Source organism: Rhodanobacter aciditrophus, assembly GCF_050026795.1.
In the GTDB taxonomy this organism is placed as follows: Bacteria; Pseudomonadota; Gammaproteobacteria; order Xanthomonadales; family Rhodanobacteraceae; genus Rhodanobacter_A.
Genome location: NZ_JALBWP010000011.1, coordinates 162,310 through 177,837 on the forward strand (window position 1 = coordinate 162,310; position 15,528 = coordinate 177,837).

A 15,528-nucleotide genomic window follows, 5' to 3' on the forward strand; every position below is an offset into this window, starting at 1 on the left:
CAAACCGGGAAACCCATGACCGAACACGTGATCCTGCTGCACGGCCTGTGGATGCGCGGCTTTGCGCTGGGTCTGCTGCACCGTCGCCTGATCGCGGACGGCTACCGGGTGCATCGCTTCGACTACCTGAGCGTGGCCTCGTCGCAGCAGCGCATCCTCGCGCGGCTGCAGGCACGCATGGCCGAATGCGCGCCCGACGCGGTGCACCTGGTGGGGCACAGCCTGGGTGGCCTGCTGGCGCTGCGCGCCTGCCTCGATGCGCCGGCGTTGCCGCCGGGGCGCGTGGTCTGCCTTGGTTCGCCGCTCAAGGGCAGTGCGGCGGCGCGTGCCTTCGCGGCGTGGGGGCGCGGCGGCGAGGTACTGCTGGGGCACAATCGCGACTTGCTTGAGCAGGGCTTCGAGCGCTGGGACGGACCGCGCGAAGTCGGCGTGATCGCCGGCCGGCTGCCGCTGGGTCTGGGCGCAATGCTGGGCCACCTGGCCGGCGAGCACGACGGCACCGTGGCGGTGGAGGAGACGCGCCTGCCCGGCGTGAGCGACCACCGCGTGGTCGAGGCCAACCACATCGGCCTGCTGTTCTCGCAGGAAGTGGCGCAGCTGGTGGACACGTTCCTGCGGCAGGGGCGGTTCGGCGCTGCGGCGAACTGACGCCGGCACTGGCGGCGTCTCGCCCGACTTGCGGTAAAATCGTCCGCTTGTCCTTTTCGAGCAAGTCCGGGTATCGCCATGGGTAGAGGTCCGTCCATCGAAGGTCGCAAGAACGCCGAGGACGCCAAGCGCGCCAAGGTGTTCACCAAGCTGATCCGCGAGATCACCGTCGCCACCCGCGCCGGCGTGGCCGATCCCGCCAGCAACCCGCGCCTGCGCGCGGCGGTGGACAAGGCGCTGGCCGCCAACATGACCAAGGACACCATCGAGCGCGCGATCAAGCGCGGCTCCGGCGCCGATGGCGCGGGCGAGGAAATGCGCTACGAAGGCTACGGCCCCGGCGGCATCGCGCTGATCATCGACTGCTTCACCGACAATCCGGTGCGCACCGTGGCCGACGTGCGCCACGCGTTGACCAAGCACGGCGGCAACCTCGGCACCTCGGGCTCGGTGGCGTTCCAGTTCACCCGCTGCGGCGAGTTGGCGTTCGCCACCGGCGGCGACGCGGCGCAGGAAGAGAAGGTGCTGGAGGCGGCGCTGGAAGCCGGCGCCGACGACGTGGTCAACGAGGGCGGCGAGAGCACCGTGCTGTGCGCGCCGGAGAACTTCGAGGCGGTGCAGCAGGCGCTGATCGCGGCCGGCCTGAGCGCCGAGCACGCCGGCGTGGGCATGCGCCCGAACAACCGCGTGGCGGTGAGCGGCGAGGCGCTGGAGGCGCTCACCACGCTGCTGGACAAGCTCGACGCACTGGACGACGTGAGCGAGGTCTACCACAACGCCCTGCTGCCGGCCGAAAGCGGCGGCGGCTGAGCCGCCATCGCGTCGGCAGCGCGAACCGATTCCGCCATGACGCGCATCCTCGGCATCGACCCGGGCAGCCAGCGTACCGGCGTGGGCATCATCGACGTCGATGCCGCCGGCAAGCTGACGCACGTGTTCCACGGCGCGCTGGCGGTGGCCGGCGAGGCCAGCTTTCCGCTGCGCCTGAAACGCATTTTTGACGAGTTGAATGACATCATCGCCGCCCATCGCCCGGACGAGTGCGGGATCGAGCGCGTATTCATGGCGCGCAACGCCGACTCGGCATTGAAGCTGGGGCAGGCGAGGGGCGCAGCGATCTGCGCGGTGGTGAGCCGGGGAATCGCGGTGCACGAATACGCAGCGACGGAAGTGAAGCAGGCGGTGGTCGGCAGCGGCCGCGGCGACAAGACCCAGGTGCAGCACATGGTCGGCGTGCTGCTCGGCCTGAAGGGCCCCTTGCAGGCCGATGCCGCCGACGCACTGGCGATCGCGGTGGCGCATGCGCACACCCGTGCCAGTCTCGCGCGCGTGGGCATCCCGCGCGCGGCGTGGAGGCGGCGATGATCGGCCGTCTGCGCGGCATCCTGGTGTCCAAGCAGCCGCCGTGGCTGCTGGTGGAAGTGGGCGGCGTCGGCTACGAGCTGGAGGCGCCGATGTCCACCATCTACGACCTGCCGGGGCTGGGCAAGGAAGTGGTCCTGCTCACCCATTACGCGCAGAAGGAAGACAGCGTGGCGCTGTACGGCTTCCTGCAGGAGGCCGAGCGCGCGCTGTTCCGCAACCTGCAGAAGGTCTCGGGCATCGGCGCGAAGATCGCGCTGGCGGTGCTGTCCGGCGTGTCGACGAACGACTTCGCGCGGCTGGTGCAGGCCGGCGACGTGGCGGCGCTGACCAAGATCCCGGGCATCGGCAAGAAGACCGCCGAGCGCATCGTGGTGGAGCTGCGCGACCGCGTGGACGGCATGGCGGCGGGCCTGCCCGGCGCCGCGCCGGCCGGCGTGCCGCTGGACGCATCGGGCGAGGCCACGGTGGCGTTGCAGCAGCTGGGCTACAAGCCGGCCGAAGTCGCCCGTCTCGTGCAGAAGGTCGCCGCCGACGGCGACAGCGCCGAGGCCATCATCCGCAAGGCGCTGCGCGCCGCGCTGGGGAGTTGAGCGAAGTGAGCCATACCGTCGTGAGCGGCGATGCCGCCGAGACCAAGCGGCGCCTTGCCGTACTGACCCTGGGTGCCGTCGGCGTGGTCTACGGCGACATCGGTACCAGCCCGTTGTACACGCTGCAGACCACGCTCAGCCACGACGGCATGCATCCCACGCCGGCCAGCATCTACGGCGTGCTGTCGCTGATCTTCTGGGCGCAGATCCTGGTGGTGTCGCTGAAGTACGTGGTGTTCATCATGCGCGCCGACAACAAGGGCGAGGGCGGCATCATGGCGCTGATGGCGCTGGCGCAGCGCTGCGCGCGGGAGCAGCCGACGCTGCGCTGGGTGCTGGTGACGCTCGGCATCTTCGGCGCGGCGCTGTTCTACGGCGACGGCGTGATCACGCCGGCGATCTCGGTGCTTGGCGCGGTGGAGGGCATGAAGGTGGCCGCGCCCGAGTTGAAGGAATGGGTGGTGCCGATCACCGTGGTGGTGCTGTTCGTGCTGTTCCTGCTGCAGCGGCACGGCACCGACCGGGTGGGCAAGCTGTTCGGCCCGGTGATGACGATCTGGTTCGTGGTGATCGCTCTGCTGGGCGTGAGCATGATCGCGCGCCATCCCCAGGTGCTGCTGGCGGTCAACCCGTGGTACGGGGTGAGGTTTTTCTTCAGCCATGGGCTGCAGGCGTTCATTGCGCTGGGCGGCGTGGTGCTGGCGGTGACCGGCACCGAGGCGCTTTACGCCGACATGGGGCATTTCGGCAAGAAGCCGATACGGGTGGCCTGGTTCGGTTTCGTGCTGCCGGCGCTGTTGCTGAACTATTTCGGCCAGGGGGCGCTGCTGCTGATGCGTCCGGAGGCGATCGACAACCCGTTCTTCAAGCTGGCTCCGCCGCTGCTGCTGTATCCGATGATCGCGCTGGCCACCGCGGCCGCGGTGATCGCCTCGCAGGCGGTGATCTCGGGCGCGTTCTCGATGACCCGCGAGGCGATGTCGCTGGGTTATTCGATGCGCATGCCGATCGTGCACACTTCGCGGGAGCTGTCCGGGCAGATCTTCGTGCCCTGGGTCAACGGTTTCCTGCTGGTGATGGTGCTGCTGGCGGTGCTGGGCTTCGGCAGTTCCGAGCGCCTGAGCGCGGCCTACGGCATCGCGGTGACCGGCACCATGAGCATCACCACGGTGCTGGCGCTGATCGTGGCGCGCCGGCAGTGGCGCTGGAAGCTGCCGGCGGTGATCGCGGCGGGCGTGCTGTTCCTGACGATCGACCTGTCGTTCTTCAGCGCGAACGTGATCAAGATCGAGTACGGCGGCTGGTTCCCGCTGGTGCTGGGCGTGGCGATCTTCACCTGGATGACCACCTGGCGTCGCGGCCGCGAGCTGGTGGTGCGCGAGATCAAGCAGGGCGGCCTGGCGCTGGCGCCGTTCATCGCCGCGATGCGCGAGCATCCGCCGTTGCGCGTGCCGGGCACGGCGGTGTTCCTCACCGCGAACCAGCAGGCCGTGCCGCACGCGCTGCTGCACAACCTCAAGCACAACAAGGTGCTGCACGAGCGCAATGTGCTGCTCACCGTGGAGATGCTGGAGTCGCCGGTGGCCGACGCCGAGGAGCGCATCCACATCAGTGCGCTGGGCGACGAGTTCCATGGCATCGAGCTGCGCTTCGGCTTCGCCGAGGATCCGAACGTGCCGCTGGCCCTGTCGCAATGCGCCCGCGCGGGCCTGCCGTTCGACATGATGGACACCACCTTCTTTCTCTCGCGCGAAACCATCGTGGCGGACAAGCGCCGCCCCGGCATGGCGCTGTGGCGCGACAAGCTGTTCGCCTTCATGGCGCGCAACGCGCTGCCGGCCACGGCGTACTTCCAGATCCCGGGCAATCGCCTGATCGAACTGGGTGCGCAGGTGGAGATCTGATCCGCGGGCGGATCAGATTTCCACCTGCGCGCGGCCCATGGATGGGCCGCACGCAGGTCGATCGCTGTGCGATCGGCTTGCGGAGCCTGGTCGGGCATGGCCCGGCCGGGCGAGCCAAAGACGGGCAGGAGAGCCCGCCTTTGGCTCACAGACACGGCGCTCTTGCTCTTGCTTTTTGCTCCTTTCCGGAGCTAGTGCCGCCATAATGGCGCCATGACCGAACCCCGCATCGTGACCCCCGTCTCCCAGCTCGACGACGAGGCGCTGGAGGCGACGATCCGCCCGCGTCGTTTCGCCGAGTACCTCGGCCAGCAGGCGGTGCGCGAGCAGCTGGAGATCTACATCGAGGCTGCACGGAAAAGGGGAGGCGCGCTGGACCACGTGCTGGTGTTCGGCCCGCCCGGACTGGGCAAGACCACGCTCAGTCACGTGATCGCCAACGAGCTGGGCGTGAACCTGCGCTCCACCTCCGGTCCGGTGCTGGAGCGCGCCGGCGACCTCGCCGCGCTGCTGACCAACCTGCAACCCAACGACGTGCTGTTCGTGGACGAGATCCACCGGCTGTCGCCCGCGGTGGAGGAGGTGCTCTACCCGGCGATGGAGGACTTCCAGATCGACATCATGATCGGCGAGGGGCCGGCCGCACGCTCGATCAAGCTGGACCTGCCGCCGTTCACCCTGATCGGCGCCACCACCCGGGCCGGCATGCTCACGGCGCCGCTGCGCGACCGCTTCGGCATCGTGCAGCGGCTGGAGTTCTACACGGTGGACGAGCTCACCGCGATCGTGCGCCGCGCGGCGAAGATCCTCGACATCGCCTGCGCGCTGGACGGCGCCCAGGAGGTCGCCCGCCGTTCGCGCGGCACGCCGCGCATCGCGAACCGCCTGCTGCGCCGCGTGCGCGACTACGCCGAGGTGCGCGCGGGCGGGCAGATCACCCTGGCCGCGGCGCAGGCGGCGCTGGACATGCTGAAGATCGACCCGGACGGCCTCGACGAACTGGACCGCCGCCTGCTCGGCACCATCATCGGGAGCTTCGACGGCGGCCCGGTGGGCGTGGAGTCGCTGGCAGCCGCGCTCAGCGAGGACCGCGGCACGCTGGAAGACGTGGTCGAGCCCTACCTGATCCAGCAGGGCTTCCTGGTGCGCACCGCGCGCGGCCGTATGGCCAGCGCGCGGGCCTGGCGCCACCTGGGCCTGAATCCGCCGCCGCGCCAGCCGCAGGCGGCCGACCTGTTCGCCGGGGATACCCCCGATGGCTGAACCCGCGCCCTTCTGCTGGCCGGTGCGGGTGTACTGGGAGGACACCGATGCCGGCGGCGTGGTCTACCACGCCAGCTACCTGCGCTTCCTGGAGCGGGCACGCACCGAGTGGCTGCGCACGCTGGGCATCGGCCAGATGGCGTTCAAGGAGGCCACCGGGCTGGCCTTCCTGGTGCGCGAGATGCGCCTGGACTTCCTGCGCGCTGCCCTGCTGGACGATGAACTGGCGGTGACGGTGGCCGTCAAGGAGCGCCGCGCTGCCAGTATCCTGTTCGGCCAGACGATAGCCCGCGCCGATGGTGCCTGCCTGGTCCGCGCCGAGGTGCGCGTGGCCTGCGTGGACACCCGGCGCATGCGTGCCGTGGCGATACCCGCGGATCTGATCCCCGAACCATCCCCCTGACTTACCTGCACCGTGCGGAGTACCCCAAGCCCATGAACGGCGGACTCAATGTTTTCGAGCTGATCGCCAATTCCAGCCTGCCGGTGAAGGGCGTGCTGCTGATCCTGCTCGTGTTCTCCTTCATGTCCTGGGTGATCATCATCCGCAAGTACGGCCAGACCAAGGCGGCGCTGGAAAACGCGGAGAGCTTCGAGGAACGCTTCTGGTCCGGCGGCGACCTTGCCCAGCTGTTCCGCGAGGTGAGCCACCGCGGCGCCAGCGACGGCATGGAGAACATCTTCGAATCGGGTTTCCGCGAGTTCGCCCGCCAGCGCCAGCGCAAGACGCACGATCCGCGCAGCGCGATCGAGGGCTCCGAGCGCGCGATGCAGGTGGCCGGCACCCGCGAGATCGGCGCGCTGGAGCGCAACCTGGAATTCCTCGCCAACGTCGGCTCGATCAGCCCCTACGTGGGCCTGTTCGGCACGGTGTGGGGCATCATGGGCGCGTTCCAGGGCCTGGGCGACATGAAGGACGTCACCATCGCCGTGGTCGCGCCGCACATCTCCGAGGCGCTGATCGCCACCGCGATGGGCCTGTTCGCGGCGATCCCGGCGCAGTGGGCCTACAACCGCTACGCCACCAAGGTGGAGCGCATCGCCTCGCGCTACGACGTGTTCCAGGAGGAGTTCTCCTCCGTGCTGCAGCGGCAGATTCAGTCCGACGACGCGGCCTGAGCGGAGCCCTGCCATGCGCAACGCGAAGCGCCACCGGCGCTACAAGCTGAAGTCCGAGATCAACGTCGTGCCCTACATCGACGTGATGCTGGTGCTGCTGATCATCTTCATGGTCACCACCCCCATGCTGAACTCCAACGTCGACGTGAACCTGCCGCAGGCCAACGCCAAGGCGCTGCAGGGCAAGAAGGACTCACTGGTCGTGCAGGTGGCGAAGGACGGCACGCTGGCCCTCGTCATCGGCAACGGCAAGCCGCAGCCGGTTGACGAGGCCGATCTCCAGGCCAAGGTCAAGGCCTTCAGGGACGCCAATCCGCAGCTCAGCGTGCTGGTGGCCGGCGACACCGCCGGCAACTACGGCGGCGTGTACAAGGTGCTGGCGGATCTGCAGCAGGCGGGCGTGGACAAGGTGGGCCTGATGAGTACGCCAGGCGACGGTTCCGGCCAGGGTCAGGGGTCCCATGGACGACCGTAAGGCGACCCCGCGGGCAGTGGTGCTGTCCGCCCTGCTGCACCTGGGCATCGTGGCGTTCCTGTTCCTCGCGGTGCTGCCGTGCGCGAGCTACGAGGCGTTCTTCAACGCGCTGCACCTGCCGGCGTGGATGAACCCGATCACCTGCTCCCGCCCGCTGCAGCTCAAGGGGCCGGTGATCGAGGCCACCCTGATCGGCCCCACCGGCAGCCCGCCGCCCAAGGCGACGAAGGCGAAGCCGGTCCCGGACACCGTGCCGCCCCCGCCGGCGGTACCGCCGCCCCCGCCGCCGCCCGAGATCAAGCCCAAGGTCGCCCCGCTGCCGCCCCCGCCGCAGCACCCTGACCTCAAGGACCAGGAGCGCGTGGTGGAGCAGGGCCTGCAGCAGGCCGAGGAAAAGAAGGTGCAGGAGGAGAAGCAGCGCCAGCGCCAGGCCGAGCTGGACGCGCAGGCCGCGCAGAAGAAAAAGCAGGAAGAGCTGAAGAAGATCGACGAGCTGTTCGCCAAGATGGACGCCGCCTCGGCGCAGACCAAGAAGGCGGACAGCAAGGCGAAACAGGCCAGGCAGCAGCTGGCCGACCTCAAGAACGCCCAGGAGAACGGCCAGGCCGACCTGCCCAACGCCGCGCAGCGGCAGACCGGCAACAATGCCCAGAACAGCAACCTCGCCGACGAGTACGCGGCGGCCATTCAGAATGCGGTCACGCCGAATTGGTTAAGGCCGGATAACATGCCGAATGCTCCGTGCAAGGTGCATATCGTGCAGCTGCCCGGCGGTGACGTGATGAGCGCCACGGTCGATTCCAGCTGCCCGTACGACGAGGCAGGCCGGCGTTCGGTGGAGAATGCGATCCTGCGCACCAAGACCCTGCCTTACAAGGGTTTCGAGAGTGTGTTCCAGCGCAACCTGACCTTCACCTTCACGCCGCAATGATGAGCCCGATGCGCAAACCGAACCTGCTCCACGCCCTTGTCCTGCTGCTCGCGGCGGCGCTGTTCGCCGGCCCGGCGGCAGCCCAGACCTCCGGGCTCAACATCCAGATCGTCGGCGGCGTGAAGACCGCGACCCCGATCGCGGTGGTGCCGTTCGCGCAGCCCGGCGTGGCGCCGCTGCCCACCGACGTGGCCGACGTGATCCGCAACGATCTCAACCGTTGCGGCAAGTTCCGTGCGCTGGCCAAGAGCGACATCGTGGAGTTTCCGTCCAAGGGTGCGGACATCAAGTTCGCCACCTGGCGCCTGCTCAAGCAGGACTTCATCACGGTGGGCAGCATCAGCGACGCCGGCGGCGGGATGGTGAAGGTCAGCTACGAGCTGTGGGACGTGAACAAGCAGCAGAACCTGCTGGCGGCGTACTACACCGCGCCGGCGGGCGACCTGCGCGGCGTGGCGCACCAGATCGCCGACGCGATCTACCAGAAGATCACCGGCGTGCGTGGCGCGTTCTGGACCCGCATCGCCTACATCACCCAGGTCGGCCTGGGCAACAACACGACGTACTCGCTGGTGGTGGCCGATTCGGACGGCTACAACCCGCAGGTGGTGGCGCGTTCGCACGAATCGCTGATGTCGCCGGCGTGGTCGCCGGACGGCAAGAAGATCGCCTACGTGTCGTTCGAGAGCGGCAACTCGCAGATCTACGTGCAGGACCTCACCACCGGCGCCCGCCAGCTGGTGGAGTCGCACGCCAAGGGCATCAACGGCGCACCGGCATGGTCGCCCGACGGCAAGAAGCTGGCGGTGGCGCTCTCCTACGTGGGCAACCTCGAGCTGTTCGTGCTCGACCTGGCCACCCACCAGGAGACCCGGCTGACCCACAACCTGGCGATCGACACCGAGCCGGTGTGGGCGCCGGACGGCCAGAGCATCTACTTCACCTCCGACCGCTCCGGCCGGCCGCAGATCTACCAGATCCCGGCCAGCGGCGGTACGGGCCAGCGCATCAGCTTCCAGGGTACGTACAACTCCAACTGCAGCATCAGCTACGACGGCAAGGAACTTGCCATGGTGCAGGGCAACGGGAACGTGTATCGTATCGCGGTGATGGATCTTGGCTTGGGCGGTCAGGTGCATTTCCTGTCGCCGGGGCCGCTGGATTTCGGTCCCAGCTGGGCCCCGAACGCCAGCATGCTGTTATACGGAGCCACCGAAGGTCCGCGCGGTGTGCTGTACGCCACCTCGGCCGACGGCATGGTGCGCCAGCGCCTTGCGCTTGCCAACGGCAGCGTGAGCGATCCTGCTTGGGGGCCCTATCGACAGCAGTAGGTTTTCGCGCCGCCGCATTCACCCGCGGCGGTCGATGCCGGGGACGGCCCGCGAGGGTTGCGCCCGGCATGTTTTGCCGGCCGCAACGCCTTCGCGCGCCAGGGTCAGCCATTGAAGGCGCGCATCACACGCCGTTGATCTTGCAACACCAGAATAAATAACAGCCGGCCCACCGGCGATTTCGTCCCGTAACCAGTCCGTCACTGTATGCCGGAACTCAACACGTTTGAAGGAACGTCACCATGAATAAGACCGTTCGCGTCGCCCTGGTCGCCCTGCTTTGCGTTGGCGCGGCCGCCTGTTCCAAGAAGCAGGAAGTCAAGCCGCAGGCTCCCGCCAGCGAGCCTGTCGCCCAGACCCAGCCGGCCGAGACCAGCGGCAAGTACACGCCGGCCGACCTCAACACCGATGCCTGCCTGCGCCAGCGCGTCGTGTACTTCGACTTCGACAAGTCCGAGATCAAGCCGGAGTTCCAGCAGATCATGGCTTGCCACGCCAAGTACCTGCAGGATCGCCCGATGGCCCAGATGCGCCTGGAAGGCAACACCGACGAGCGCGGCTCGAAGGAATACAACCTGGGCCTGGGCGAGCGTCGTGCGAACGCCGTGTCCAGCGCGCTGCAGGCCAACGGCGGTTCCGCCAGCCAGATCAGCGTGATCTCCTACGGCAAGGAGAAGCCGGTGTGCCGCGAGCACAACGAGGATTGCTGGAGCAAGAACCGTCGCGTCGAGATCGTCTACACGGCCGAGTAAGCGATGAAGCCTCTGGCCAGCAGACCAGCAGCCAGGATCGGCATGGCGGGCGCTATCGCGTCCGCCATGCTTTTCGTGCTGCCGGTGTTCGCGCAGGATTCGCGCCTGAGCCTTGCCGACCGCGTTTCGCTGCTCGAGCAGCGCGCGCAGAACAAGGACCAGAGCAGCGCCGCCATGGTCAACCAGCTGCAGCAGATGCAGTCGCAGCTGCGCGACATGCAGGGCCAGATCGAGGAACTGCAGCACCAGCTGCAGCAGTTCCAGGACAAGAGCAAGGACCAGTACGTCGACCTCGACTCCCGCGTGGGACGCCTCGAGGCCGCCGGCAAGGGCGCAGCGCCGGCTTCCGCCGACAGCGCGCCGACCGCCGCGGGAGCCGCGGGAGCCGCCGCAGGCGCGACCGCCGCCGCGGGCAATGATGCGGCACCGGCCGCCAAGGCGCCTGTCGTGAAGGGCGGAAAGACGCCCCCGGCCGCGGACAACGCTGCGGCGCAGGCGGCCTACGATGCCGCCTTCAAGACCCTGCGCGGCGGCGACTACGTCGGCGCGTCGCGCGACTTCCGCAAGTTCATCGAGCAGTATCCCGATCATCCGCTCGCCTCGAACGCCTTCTACTGGCTGGGCGAGTCGTATTACGTCACCACCAACTACAAGGTGGCGCTGGAGGCGTTCCAGCGCCTGCTGAACCAGTTCCCGCAGAGCGAGAAGGCCCCCGATGCGCTGCTCAAGGTGGGCTACTGCCAGTACGAGCTGAAGCAGGTGCCGGCCGCCAAGGCCACGCTCGATGCGGTGATCCGCAAGTATCCCGGCTCCAAGGCCGCCAGCCTGGCGAAGGAGCGGCTGCGCCGCATCCAGACCTCGGCCGGCTGAGGGCGTGGCCGTGAGCGATGCCAGCACCAGCGCGGCTTCCGCCGCGCCCCCGGTCGCCGCCGAGCGGCTGCGCATCACCGAGATCTTCCATTCGATCCAGGGCGAGGCCGACGCGATCGGCTGGCCCACGGTGTTCGTGCGCCTCACCGGCTGCCCGCTGCGCTGCGTGTGGTGCGACACCACCTACTCGTTCCACGGCGGCGAATGGCGCGCCATCGACGACGTCCTCGCCGAGGTGGCCGGCCATGGCGCGCGCCACGTCTGCGTCACCGGCGGCGAGCCGCTGGCGCAGAAGCGCTGCCTGGTGCTGCTGCAGCGCCTGTGCGACGCCGGTTACGAGGTCTCGCTGGAAACCTCCGGTGCGCTGGACGTGTCGGGCGTCGATCCGCGCGTGCGCAAGGTGATGGACCTGAAGGCGCCGGATTCCGGTGAAAGCGCGCGCAACCTGTGGTCGAACCTCGACCACCTGCTGCCGCACGACCAGGTGAAGATCGTGCTCGCCAGCCGCGCCGACTACGAGTGGGCAAGCGAGATCGCGGCCCGGCATGCGCTGGACCGGCGCTGCATGGTGCTGTTCTCGCCCGTGTGGGGCAAGGTCGCGCCGCGCGAACTGGCCGAATGGATCATTGCCGACAAGCTGCCCGTGCGCTTCCAGCTGCAGCTGCACAAGCTGCTGTGGAACGACGAGCCCGGCAGGTGAGGCAACGGGCGCGTTGGTGCCTGGACGCGGCAGCGCGAAGGCGGCCATCCATGCCTGCATTGCGCACCGGCGTCTCCGTCCCGGAACGCCACGGCCAGACGGCAGTCCTCGATGGTTGCGCCCTTCGACAGAATCCGCGCTGCGGCCTGTGTCGCCGCATGCGCTTTCCCGGCCGGTGACCGGCCGCCCTTCACTGGATGAATGCCATGTCTGAAACGTCCCCCCGCAAGGCCGTCGTGCTCGTCTCCGGCGGCATGGATTCGGCGGTCACGGTCGCCATCGCCCGCGAGCAGGGCTACCGGGTGCACGCCCTGAGCGTCGCCTATGGCCAGCGCCACAGCTCCGAGCTGGAAGCTGCCGGGCGCGTGTCGAAAATGCTCGGCGCAGTCGAGCACAAGACCGTGCATGTCGACCTGCGCAGCATCGGCGGCTCCGCGCTCACCGCCGACATCGCCGTGCCGCTGGACGACGACGCGCACGACGGCGACGGCCACATCCCGGTGACCTACGTACCGGCGCGCAACACCATCATGCTGTCGATCGCGCTGGGCTGGGCCGAGGTGCTTGGTTCCAACGACATCTGGTGCGGCGTCAACGCGGTGGATTACTCGGGTTACCCCGACTGCCGGCCCGCCTTCATCGAGGCCTTCGAAAGGCTTGCCAACGTGGCCACCAAGGCGGGCGTGGAAGGCGCGGGCATCCGCATCCATGCACCGCTGATGCGCATGAGCAAGGCCGACATCGCGCGCGAGGGCGCCCGGCTCGGCGTGGATTTCGCGGCTACCGTGAGCTGCTACCAGGCCGACGCCGAGGGGCGCGCCTGCAGCCATTGCGATGCCTGCCGCCTGCGGGCACAGGGTTTCCGCGACGCGGGTTTGCCCGATCCCACGCGCTACGCCTGAGGCGCCTTTGCTTGTGCCTGCCGCGGCCACCCCATAAAATCGTGCGCTTGTCCTGACCGCGGGCCGTTAGCTCAGTCGGTAGAGCAGTAGACTTTTAATCTATTGGTCGACGGTTCGAATCCGTCACGGCCCACCAGGATTTCAGGAGCGCCCGCGGGCGCTCCTTTTGTTTGTGCGCCGGCTTGGGCGCCGGTGAGGGATTCCGCGTCCTGCGGGGTTTTCCACCGGAGCCTCTCCGTGCCTGCCCCACGAACCGTTGTTCGCCGCGGCCGATCCGCGACCGGCCATCGCGGCCGGGCCGGGAGGCTGGAAATTCACGGCCCGCGGTGCAGGCCGACCACCAGCGCGGTGAAATCCCTCACCGGGGCGCCGCGCGGCGCCGGCGCAGCGGCGACGAGCCAGATGCGATGGGTGGCGCGGTCCAGCGCCATGGTGCGGGCGCCGACCTGGGTGGGCACGGTCGCCACCACGCGGTAATGGTCGGCATCGTCCTCGTGCACGATGGTCAGCGTGCCGTCGTGGTTGGAGCTGTAGACCATCCCGGTGGCGGGATCGAAGCGCGCCGCGTCCGGCCCCTTGCCGATCGCCACGGTGGCGACCCGATGGCCGTCGTCGGCATCGGTGACCGCCATCAGCCGGTTCTCGCAGACCGAGAACAGGCGACGGGATTTCGTGTCGATGGCCAGGCCGCTGGGCGATTCGCAGGGCGCGAGCTTCCATACGGCATCGACCCTGTTCGTCCGGGTGTCGATGCGCGCGAGTTCGCTCTTGTCCTCGATGTTGGCGTACACGTGGCCGCGACCGTCGCTGACCGCGAACTCGGGGCGACCGGGCAGGGCGATGTCGTCGATGGCCTTGTCGCTGGCCGGGTCGATCACGCTGGCGTTGCCACTGTGGCCGTTCATGGTCAGCACGTGGCCGCTGGCCGGGTCGAACACGATGGCGTCGGGGCCCTGGCCGTCGATCGGGATGTCGCGCAGCTTCTTCAGGCTGTCCAGGTCGATCACGTGGACGCTGTCGGCGGCGCCGTCGCTCACGTAGCCGTGGCGCAGCCTCGGTACCAGGGCGATGCCATGGATGTGCCGCATGCCGGGAATTTCGCCGGTCAGTTTGCCATCTTGCGTGTCCACCACCATCACCCGGTCCTGGCGGGCGATCAGCAGGTGATGCGTGGCCGGGTCGATGGTGAGGTAGTCCCAGCCGCCGCTGCCACCCAGCGGATGGCGCTGCAGCACGGCGTACTGCGGCATTGCGGCCAGGGCGGTCGCGGTGGCGGCACTGCCGGTGACGAGGAACAGCAGCGTGGCGAACGGCTTCATGGCGCGCTCCGGCGGCGTGGACGACGAGTCCGCCAAGCATGCGCGCCGGACGATTAGCAAACGCTGTGGGTGCTCAATCCTGTGCGTGCGGCGGCGTGGCCCGCCGCCGGCGCCGGGCGAAACGTTCGATCAGCAGCGGCAGCAGCGCCAGCAGGGCCAGTGCGCCCATCGGCAGCAGCACCGCAGGCTGCAGGAACAGTCCCGCGTCGAGCGCGCCGTCATGGCCCAGCACCTCGCCCAGTCCGGCGCCGATCGAGCATTCGAACACCAGCGACACGGTACCGCCCAGCCAGCTGGCGCCGAGGAACAGCCATAGCGGGCAGCGCAGCCACGCCAGCCCCACGGTGACCGCGCCGAACGGCATCACCGGCACGAAGCGCAGGAACAGCGCATAGCTCACCGGGTGGCGCTCGAAACCCTGGTGCAGCCGGGCCGCGAGCGGCGGTGGCGGGCGCGTGCCGGCGCCGAAGGCGTAACGGCTGGCCAGGTACAGGATCAGCGAGCCCAGGGTGAGGCCTGCGGAGGAACACAGCGTGCCGTCGACCACGCCGAAGGCAAAGCCGCCGGCAAGGATGATCACGATGGTGCCGGGGATGCCGGTGGACATCGCCAGCGTGAGCAGGCCGACATAGGCCAGCCGGCTCAGCCACGGGTGCTGGGCGATATGCGCGCGCAGCTCGTGCTGGTGGGCGACCAGGTGGCGCGGGCCCAGGCTGTCCAGCGAGCCGGAGGCGTACAGCACGATCCCGGCCAGCAGCAACAGGATCAGCGGCAGGGCGGCGCGCAGGCGTTTCAATACGATGCGCCGCGGGCGCCATAGCTGGCGAGGACGTCGCACGCCTGGTCGCGCAGGATGTCGCGGCGCACGGCGATGCCGCGGCGTTCCAGTTCGCCGGCCCAGTCGGCGGGAAGCGGGCCTTCGTCGAACTCGGTGAGCTCCTCGACGTCCTCGGCGCGCGCACCGATCAGCAGCTCGTCGATGCCGGCCCACACGGTGGCGCCGTAGCACTGGCAGCAGGGCTGCGCGCTGCTGGCCAGGGTATAGCGGCCGCCGTTCGCGTTGAGGCGGTAGCTGGCGAGGCGCTGCTGCGCGCTCATGTACGCCATCATCTCGGCGTGCGCCGCGGAGCAGGTCTGCGGGATCACCCGGTTCACGCCCACCGATACCACGCGTCCCTCGGCATTGAACACCGCAGCACCGAACGGCCCGCCCAGCCCGTGCTCGATGTTGCGCCGGGCGAGTGCGATGGCGAGGCCCATGCGGTCCTCGTCGGTGGTGTAGCGGCGACTGTGGTCGACCATCTCGCCGATCCAGGGCGGCAGCGTGAGGTGGACCTGCATCGGCAGGAGCATGGCGGC

The 15,528-nt window shown here is 68.8% G+C and carries 18 protein-coding genes and 1 tRNA gene; 16 read left to right on the forward strand and 3 right to left on the reverse strand.

What is annotated here, in order from left to right; translation table 11 throughout:
• Nucleotides 1-15 precede the first annotated feature (15 nt).
• The 16 genes from ACQGNW_RS09505 (at nucleotide 16) to ACQGNW_RS09580 (ending at nucleotide 12,986) form a co-directional block, all read left to right on the forward strand.
• Entirely contained in the window at nucleotides 16-648 is a 633-nt protein-coding gene (locus ACQGNW_RS09505) for an alpha/beta fold hydrolase (protein ID WP_426662903.1), read from the forward strand.
• 78 nt (nucleotides 649-726) lie between these two features.
• Complete coding sequence (locus ACQGNW_RS09510) at nucleotides 727-1,458, forward strand: YebC/PmpR family DNA-binding transcriptional regulator (protein ID WP_426662904.1); 732 nt, start codon at nucleotides 727-729, stop codon at nucleotides 1,456-1,458.
• A gap of 36 nt (nucleotides 1,459-1,494) precedes the next feature.
• Nucleotides 1,495-2,013: a crossover junction endodeoxyribonuclease RuvC gene (gene ruvC / locus ACQGNW_RS09515; protein ID WP_426662905.1), complete on the forward strand. Its 519-nt coding sequence runs from the start codon at nucleotides 1,495-1,497 to the stop codon at nucleotides 2,011-2,013.
• Nucleotides 2,010-2,603 (forward strand): Holliday junction branch migration protein RuvA, encoded by a 594-nt coding sequence (gene ruvA / locus ACQGNW_RS09520; protein WP_426662906.1) that lies wholly within the window; start codon nucleotides 2,010-2,012, stop codon nucleotides 2,601-2,603. Before ruvC ends, ruvA begins: the two co-directional genes overlap by 4 nt.
• 5 nt (nucleotides 2,604-2,608) lie before the next feature.
• Complete coding sequence (locus ACQGNW_RS09525) at nucleotides 2,609-4,507, forward strand: potassium transporter Kup (protein ID WP_426662907.1); 1,899 nt, start codon at nucleotides 2,609-2,611, stop codon at nucleotides 4,505-4,507.
• 213 nt (nucleotides 4,508-4,720) lie between these two features.
• Nucleotides 4,721-5,770, forward strand: coding sequence for a Holliday junction branch migration DNA helicase RuvB (gene ruvB, locus ACQGNW_RS09530; RefSeq protein ID WP_426662908.1), 1,050 nt, complete (start codon nucleotides 4,721-4,723; stop codon nucleotides 5,768-5,770).
• The gene (gene ybgC, locus ACQGNW_RS09535; protein ID WP_426662909.1) at nucleotides 5,763-6,173 is read left to right on the forward strand and encodes a tol-pal system-associated acyl-CoA thioesterase; all 411 of its coding nucleotides are present in this window, start codon (nucleotides 5,763-5,765) and stop codon (nucleotides 6,171-6,173) included. The genes ruvB and ybgC overlap by 8 nt, the downstream gene beginning before the upstream one ends.
• A gap of 32 nt (nucleotides 6,174-6,205) precedes the next feature.
• Nucleotides 6,206-6,889, forward strand: a complete 684-nt coding sequence (gene tolQ, locus ACQGNW_RS09540; protein WP_426662910.1) for a protein TolQ — start codon at nucleotides 6,206-6,208, stop codon at nucleotides 6,887-6,889.
• A 13-nt stretch (nucleotides 6,890-6,902) separates the two neighbouring features.
• Nucleotides 6,903-7,364 carry a protein TolR gene (gene tolR / locus ACQGNW_RS09545; protein WP_426662911.1) on the forward strand — a complete coding sequence of 154 codons (462 nt, stop codon included), beginning with the start codon at nucleotides 6,903-6,905 and terminating at the stop codon, nucleotides 7,362-7,364.
• Complete coding sequence (gene tolA, locus ACQGNW_RS09550; RefSeq protein WP_426662912.1) at nucleotides 7,351-8,295, forward strand: cell envelope integrity protein TolA; 945 nt, start codon at nucleotides 7,351-7,353, stop codon at nucleotides 8,293-8,295. The genes tolR and tolA overlap by 14 nt, the downstream gene beginning before the upstream one ends.
• Nucleotides 8,296-8,303: 8 nt before the next feature.
• Nucleotides 8,304-9,626, forward strand: a complete 1,323-nt coding sequence (tolB, locus tag ACQGNW_RS09555) for a Tol-Pal system beta propeller repeat protein TolB (RefSeq protein ID WP_426662913.1) — start codon at nucleotides 8,304-8,306, stop codon at nucleotides 9,624-9,626.
• A gap of 242 nt (nucleotides 9,627-9,868) precedes the next feature.
• Nucleotides 9,869-10,378: a peptidoglycan-associated lipoprotein Pal gene (gene pal / locus ACQGNW_RS09560; RefSeq protein ID WP_077482362.1), complete on the forward strand. Its 510-nt coding sequence runs from the start codon at nucleotides 9,869-9,871 to the stop codon at nucleotides 10,376-10,378.
• Nucleotides 10,379-10,444: 66 nt separating this feature from the next.
• Nucleotides 10,445-11,248 carry a tol-pal system protein YbgF gene (gene ybgF / locus ACQGNW_RS09565; protein ID WP_483434307.1) on the forward strand — a complete coding sequence of 268 codons (804 nt, stop codon included), beginning with the start codon at nucleotides 10,445-10,447 and terminating at the stop codon, nucleotides 11,246-11,248.
• 10 nt (nucleotides 11,249-11,258) lie between these two features.
• Entirely contained in the window at nucleotides 11,259-11,948 is a 690-nt protein-coding gene (gene queE, locus ACQGNW_RS09570; protein WP_426662915.1) for a 7-carboxy-7-deazaguanine synthase QueE, read from the forward strand.
• Nucleotides 11,949-12,154: 206 nt separating this feature from the next.
• Nucleotides 12,155-12,850: a 7-cyano-7-deazaguanine synthase QueC gene (gene queC, locus ACQGNW_RS09575; protein ID WP_426662916.1), complete on the forward strand. Its 696-nt coding sequence runs from the start codon at nucleotides 12,155-12,157 to the stop codon at nucleotides 12,848-12,850.
• A gap of 60 nt (nucleotides 12,851-12,910) precedes the next feature.
• Nucleotides 12,911-12,986, forward strand: a tRNA-Lys gene (locus ACQGNW_RS09580).
• A gap of 178 nt (nucleotides 12,987-13,164) precedes the next feature.
• Here ACQGNW_RS09580 and ACQGNW_RS09585 read toward each other — a convergent pair.
• The 3 genes from ACQGNW_RS09585 to ACQGNW_RS09595 form a co-directional block, all read right to left on the reverse strand.
• Complete coding sequence (locus ACQGNW_RS09585; RefSeq protein ID WP_426662917.1) at nucleotides 13,165-14,169, reverse strand: YncE family protein; 1,005 nt, start codon at nucleotides 14,167-14,169, stop codon at nucleotides 13,165-13,167.
• Nucleotides 14,170-14,242: 73 nt separating this feature from the next.
• Nucleotides 14,243-14,965, reverse strand: coding sequence for a TVP38/TMEM64 family protein (locus ACQGNW_RS09590; protein WP_426662918.1), 723 nt, complete (start codon nucleotides 14,963-14,965; stop codon nucleotides 14,243-14,245).
• A complete protein-coding gene (locus ACQGNW_RS09595; protein WP_426662919.1) occupies nucleotides 14,962-15,522 on the reverse strand; it encodes a nucleoside deaminase in 561 nt (186 codons plus the stop codon). Before ACQGNW_RS09595 ends, ACQGNW_RS09590 begins: the two co-directional genes overlap by 4 nt.
• Nucleotides 15,523-15,528: the final 6 nt, after the last annotated feature.

Excerpts from the sequence above, each read along its gene's own strand:
- ybgC (WP_426662909.1), top strand. The coding sequence starts at position 5,763 with ATGGCTGAACCCGCGCCCTTCTGCTGGCCGGTGCGGGTGTACTGGGAG.
- tolQ (WP_426662910.1), top strand. The coding sequence starts at position 6,206 with ATGAACGGCGGACTCAATGTTTTCGAGCTGATCGCCAATTCCAGCCTG.
- ruvB (WP_426662908.1), top strand. The coding sequence starts at position 4,721 with ATGACCGAACCCCGCATCGTGACCCCCGTCTCCCAGCTCGACGACGAG.
- ACQGNW_RS09505 (WP_426662903.1), top strand. The coding sequence starts at position 16 with ATGACCGAACACGTGATCCTGCTGCACGGCCTGTGGATGCGCGGCTTT.
- ybgF (WP_483434307.1), top strand. The coding sequence starts at position 10,445 with ATGCTTTTCGTGCTGCCGGTGTTCGCGCAGGATTCGCGCCTGAGCCTT.
- ACQGNW_RS09595 (WP_426662919.1), bottom strand. The coding sequence starts at position 15,522 with ATGCTCCTGCCGATGCAGGTCCACCTCACGCTGCCGCCCTGGATCGGC.
- ruvA (WP_426662906.1), top strand. The coding sequence starts at position 2,010 with ATGATCGGCCGTCTGCGCGGCATCCTGGTGTCCAAGCAGCCGCCGTGG.
- tolB (WP_426662913.1), top strand. The coding sequence starts at position 8,304 with ATGCGCAAACCGAACCTGCTCCACGCCCTTGTCCTGCTGCTCGCGGCG.
- ACQGNW_RS09510 (WP_426662904.1), top strand. The coding sequence starts at position 727 with ATGGGTAGAGGTCCGTCCATCGAAGGTCGCAAGAACGCCGAGGACGCC.
- pal (WP_077482362.1), top strand. The coding sequence starts at position 9,869 with ATGAATAAGACCGTTCGCGTCGCCCTGGTCGCCCTGCTTTGCGTTGGC.
- ACQGNW_RS09585 (WP_426662917.1), bottom strand. The coding sequence starts at position 14,169 with ATGAAGCCGTTCGCCACGCTGCTGTTCCTCGTCACCGGCAGTGCCGCC.
- queC (WP_426662916.1), top strand. The coding sequence starts at position 12,155 with ATGTCTGAAACGTCCCCCCGCAAGGCCGTCGTGCTCGTCTCCGGCGGC.
- tolR (WP_426662911.1), top strand. The coding sequence starts at position 6,903 with ATGCGCAACGCGAAGCGCCACCGGCGCTACAAGCTGAAGTCCGAGATC.
- tolA (WP_426662912.1), top strand. The coding sequence starts at position 7,351 with ATGGACGACCGTAAGGCGACCCCGCGGGCAGTGGTGCTGTCCGCCCTG.
- ruvC (WP_426662905.1), top strand. The coding sequence starts at position 1,495 with ATGACGCGCATCCTCGGCATCGACCCGGGCAGCCAGCGTACCGGCGTG.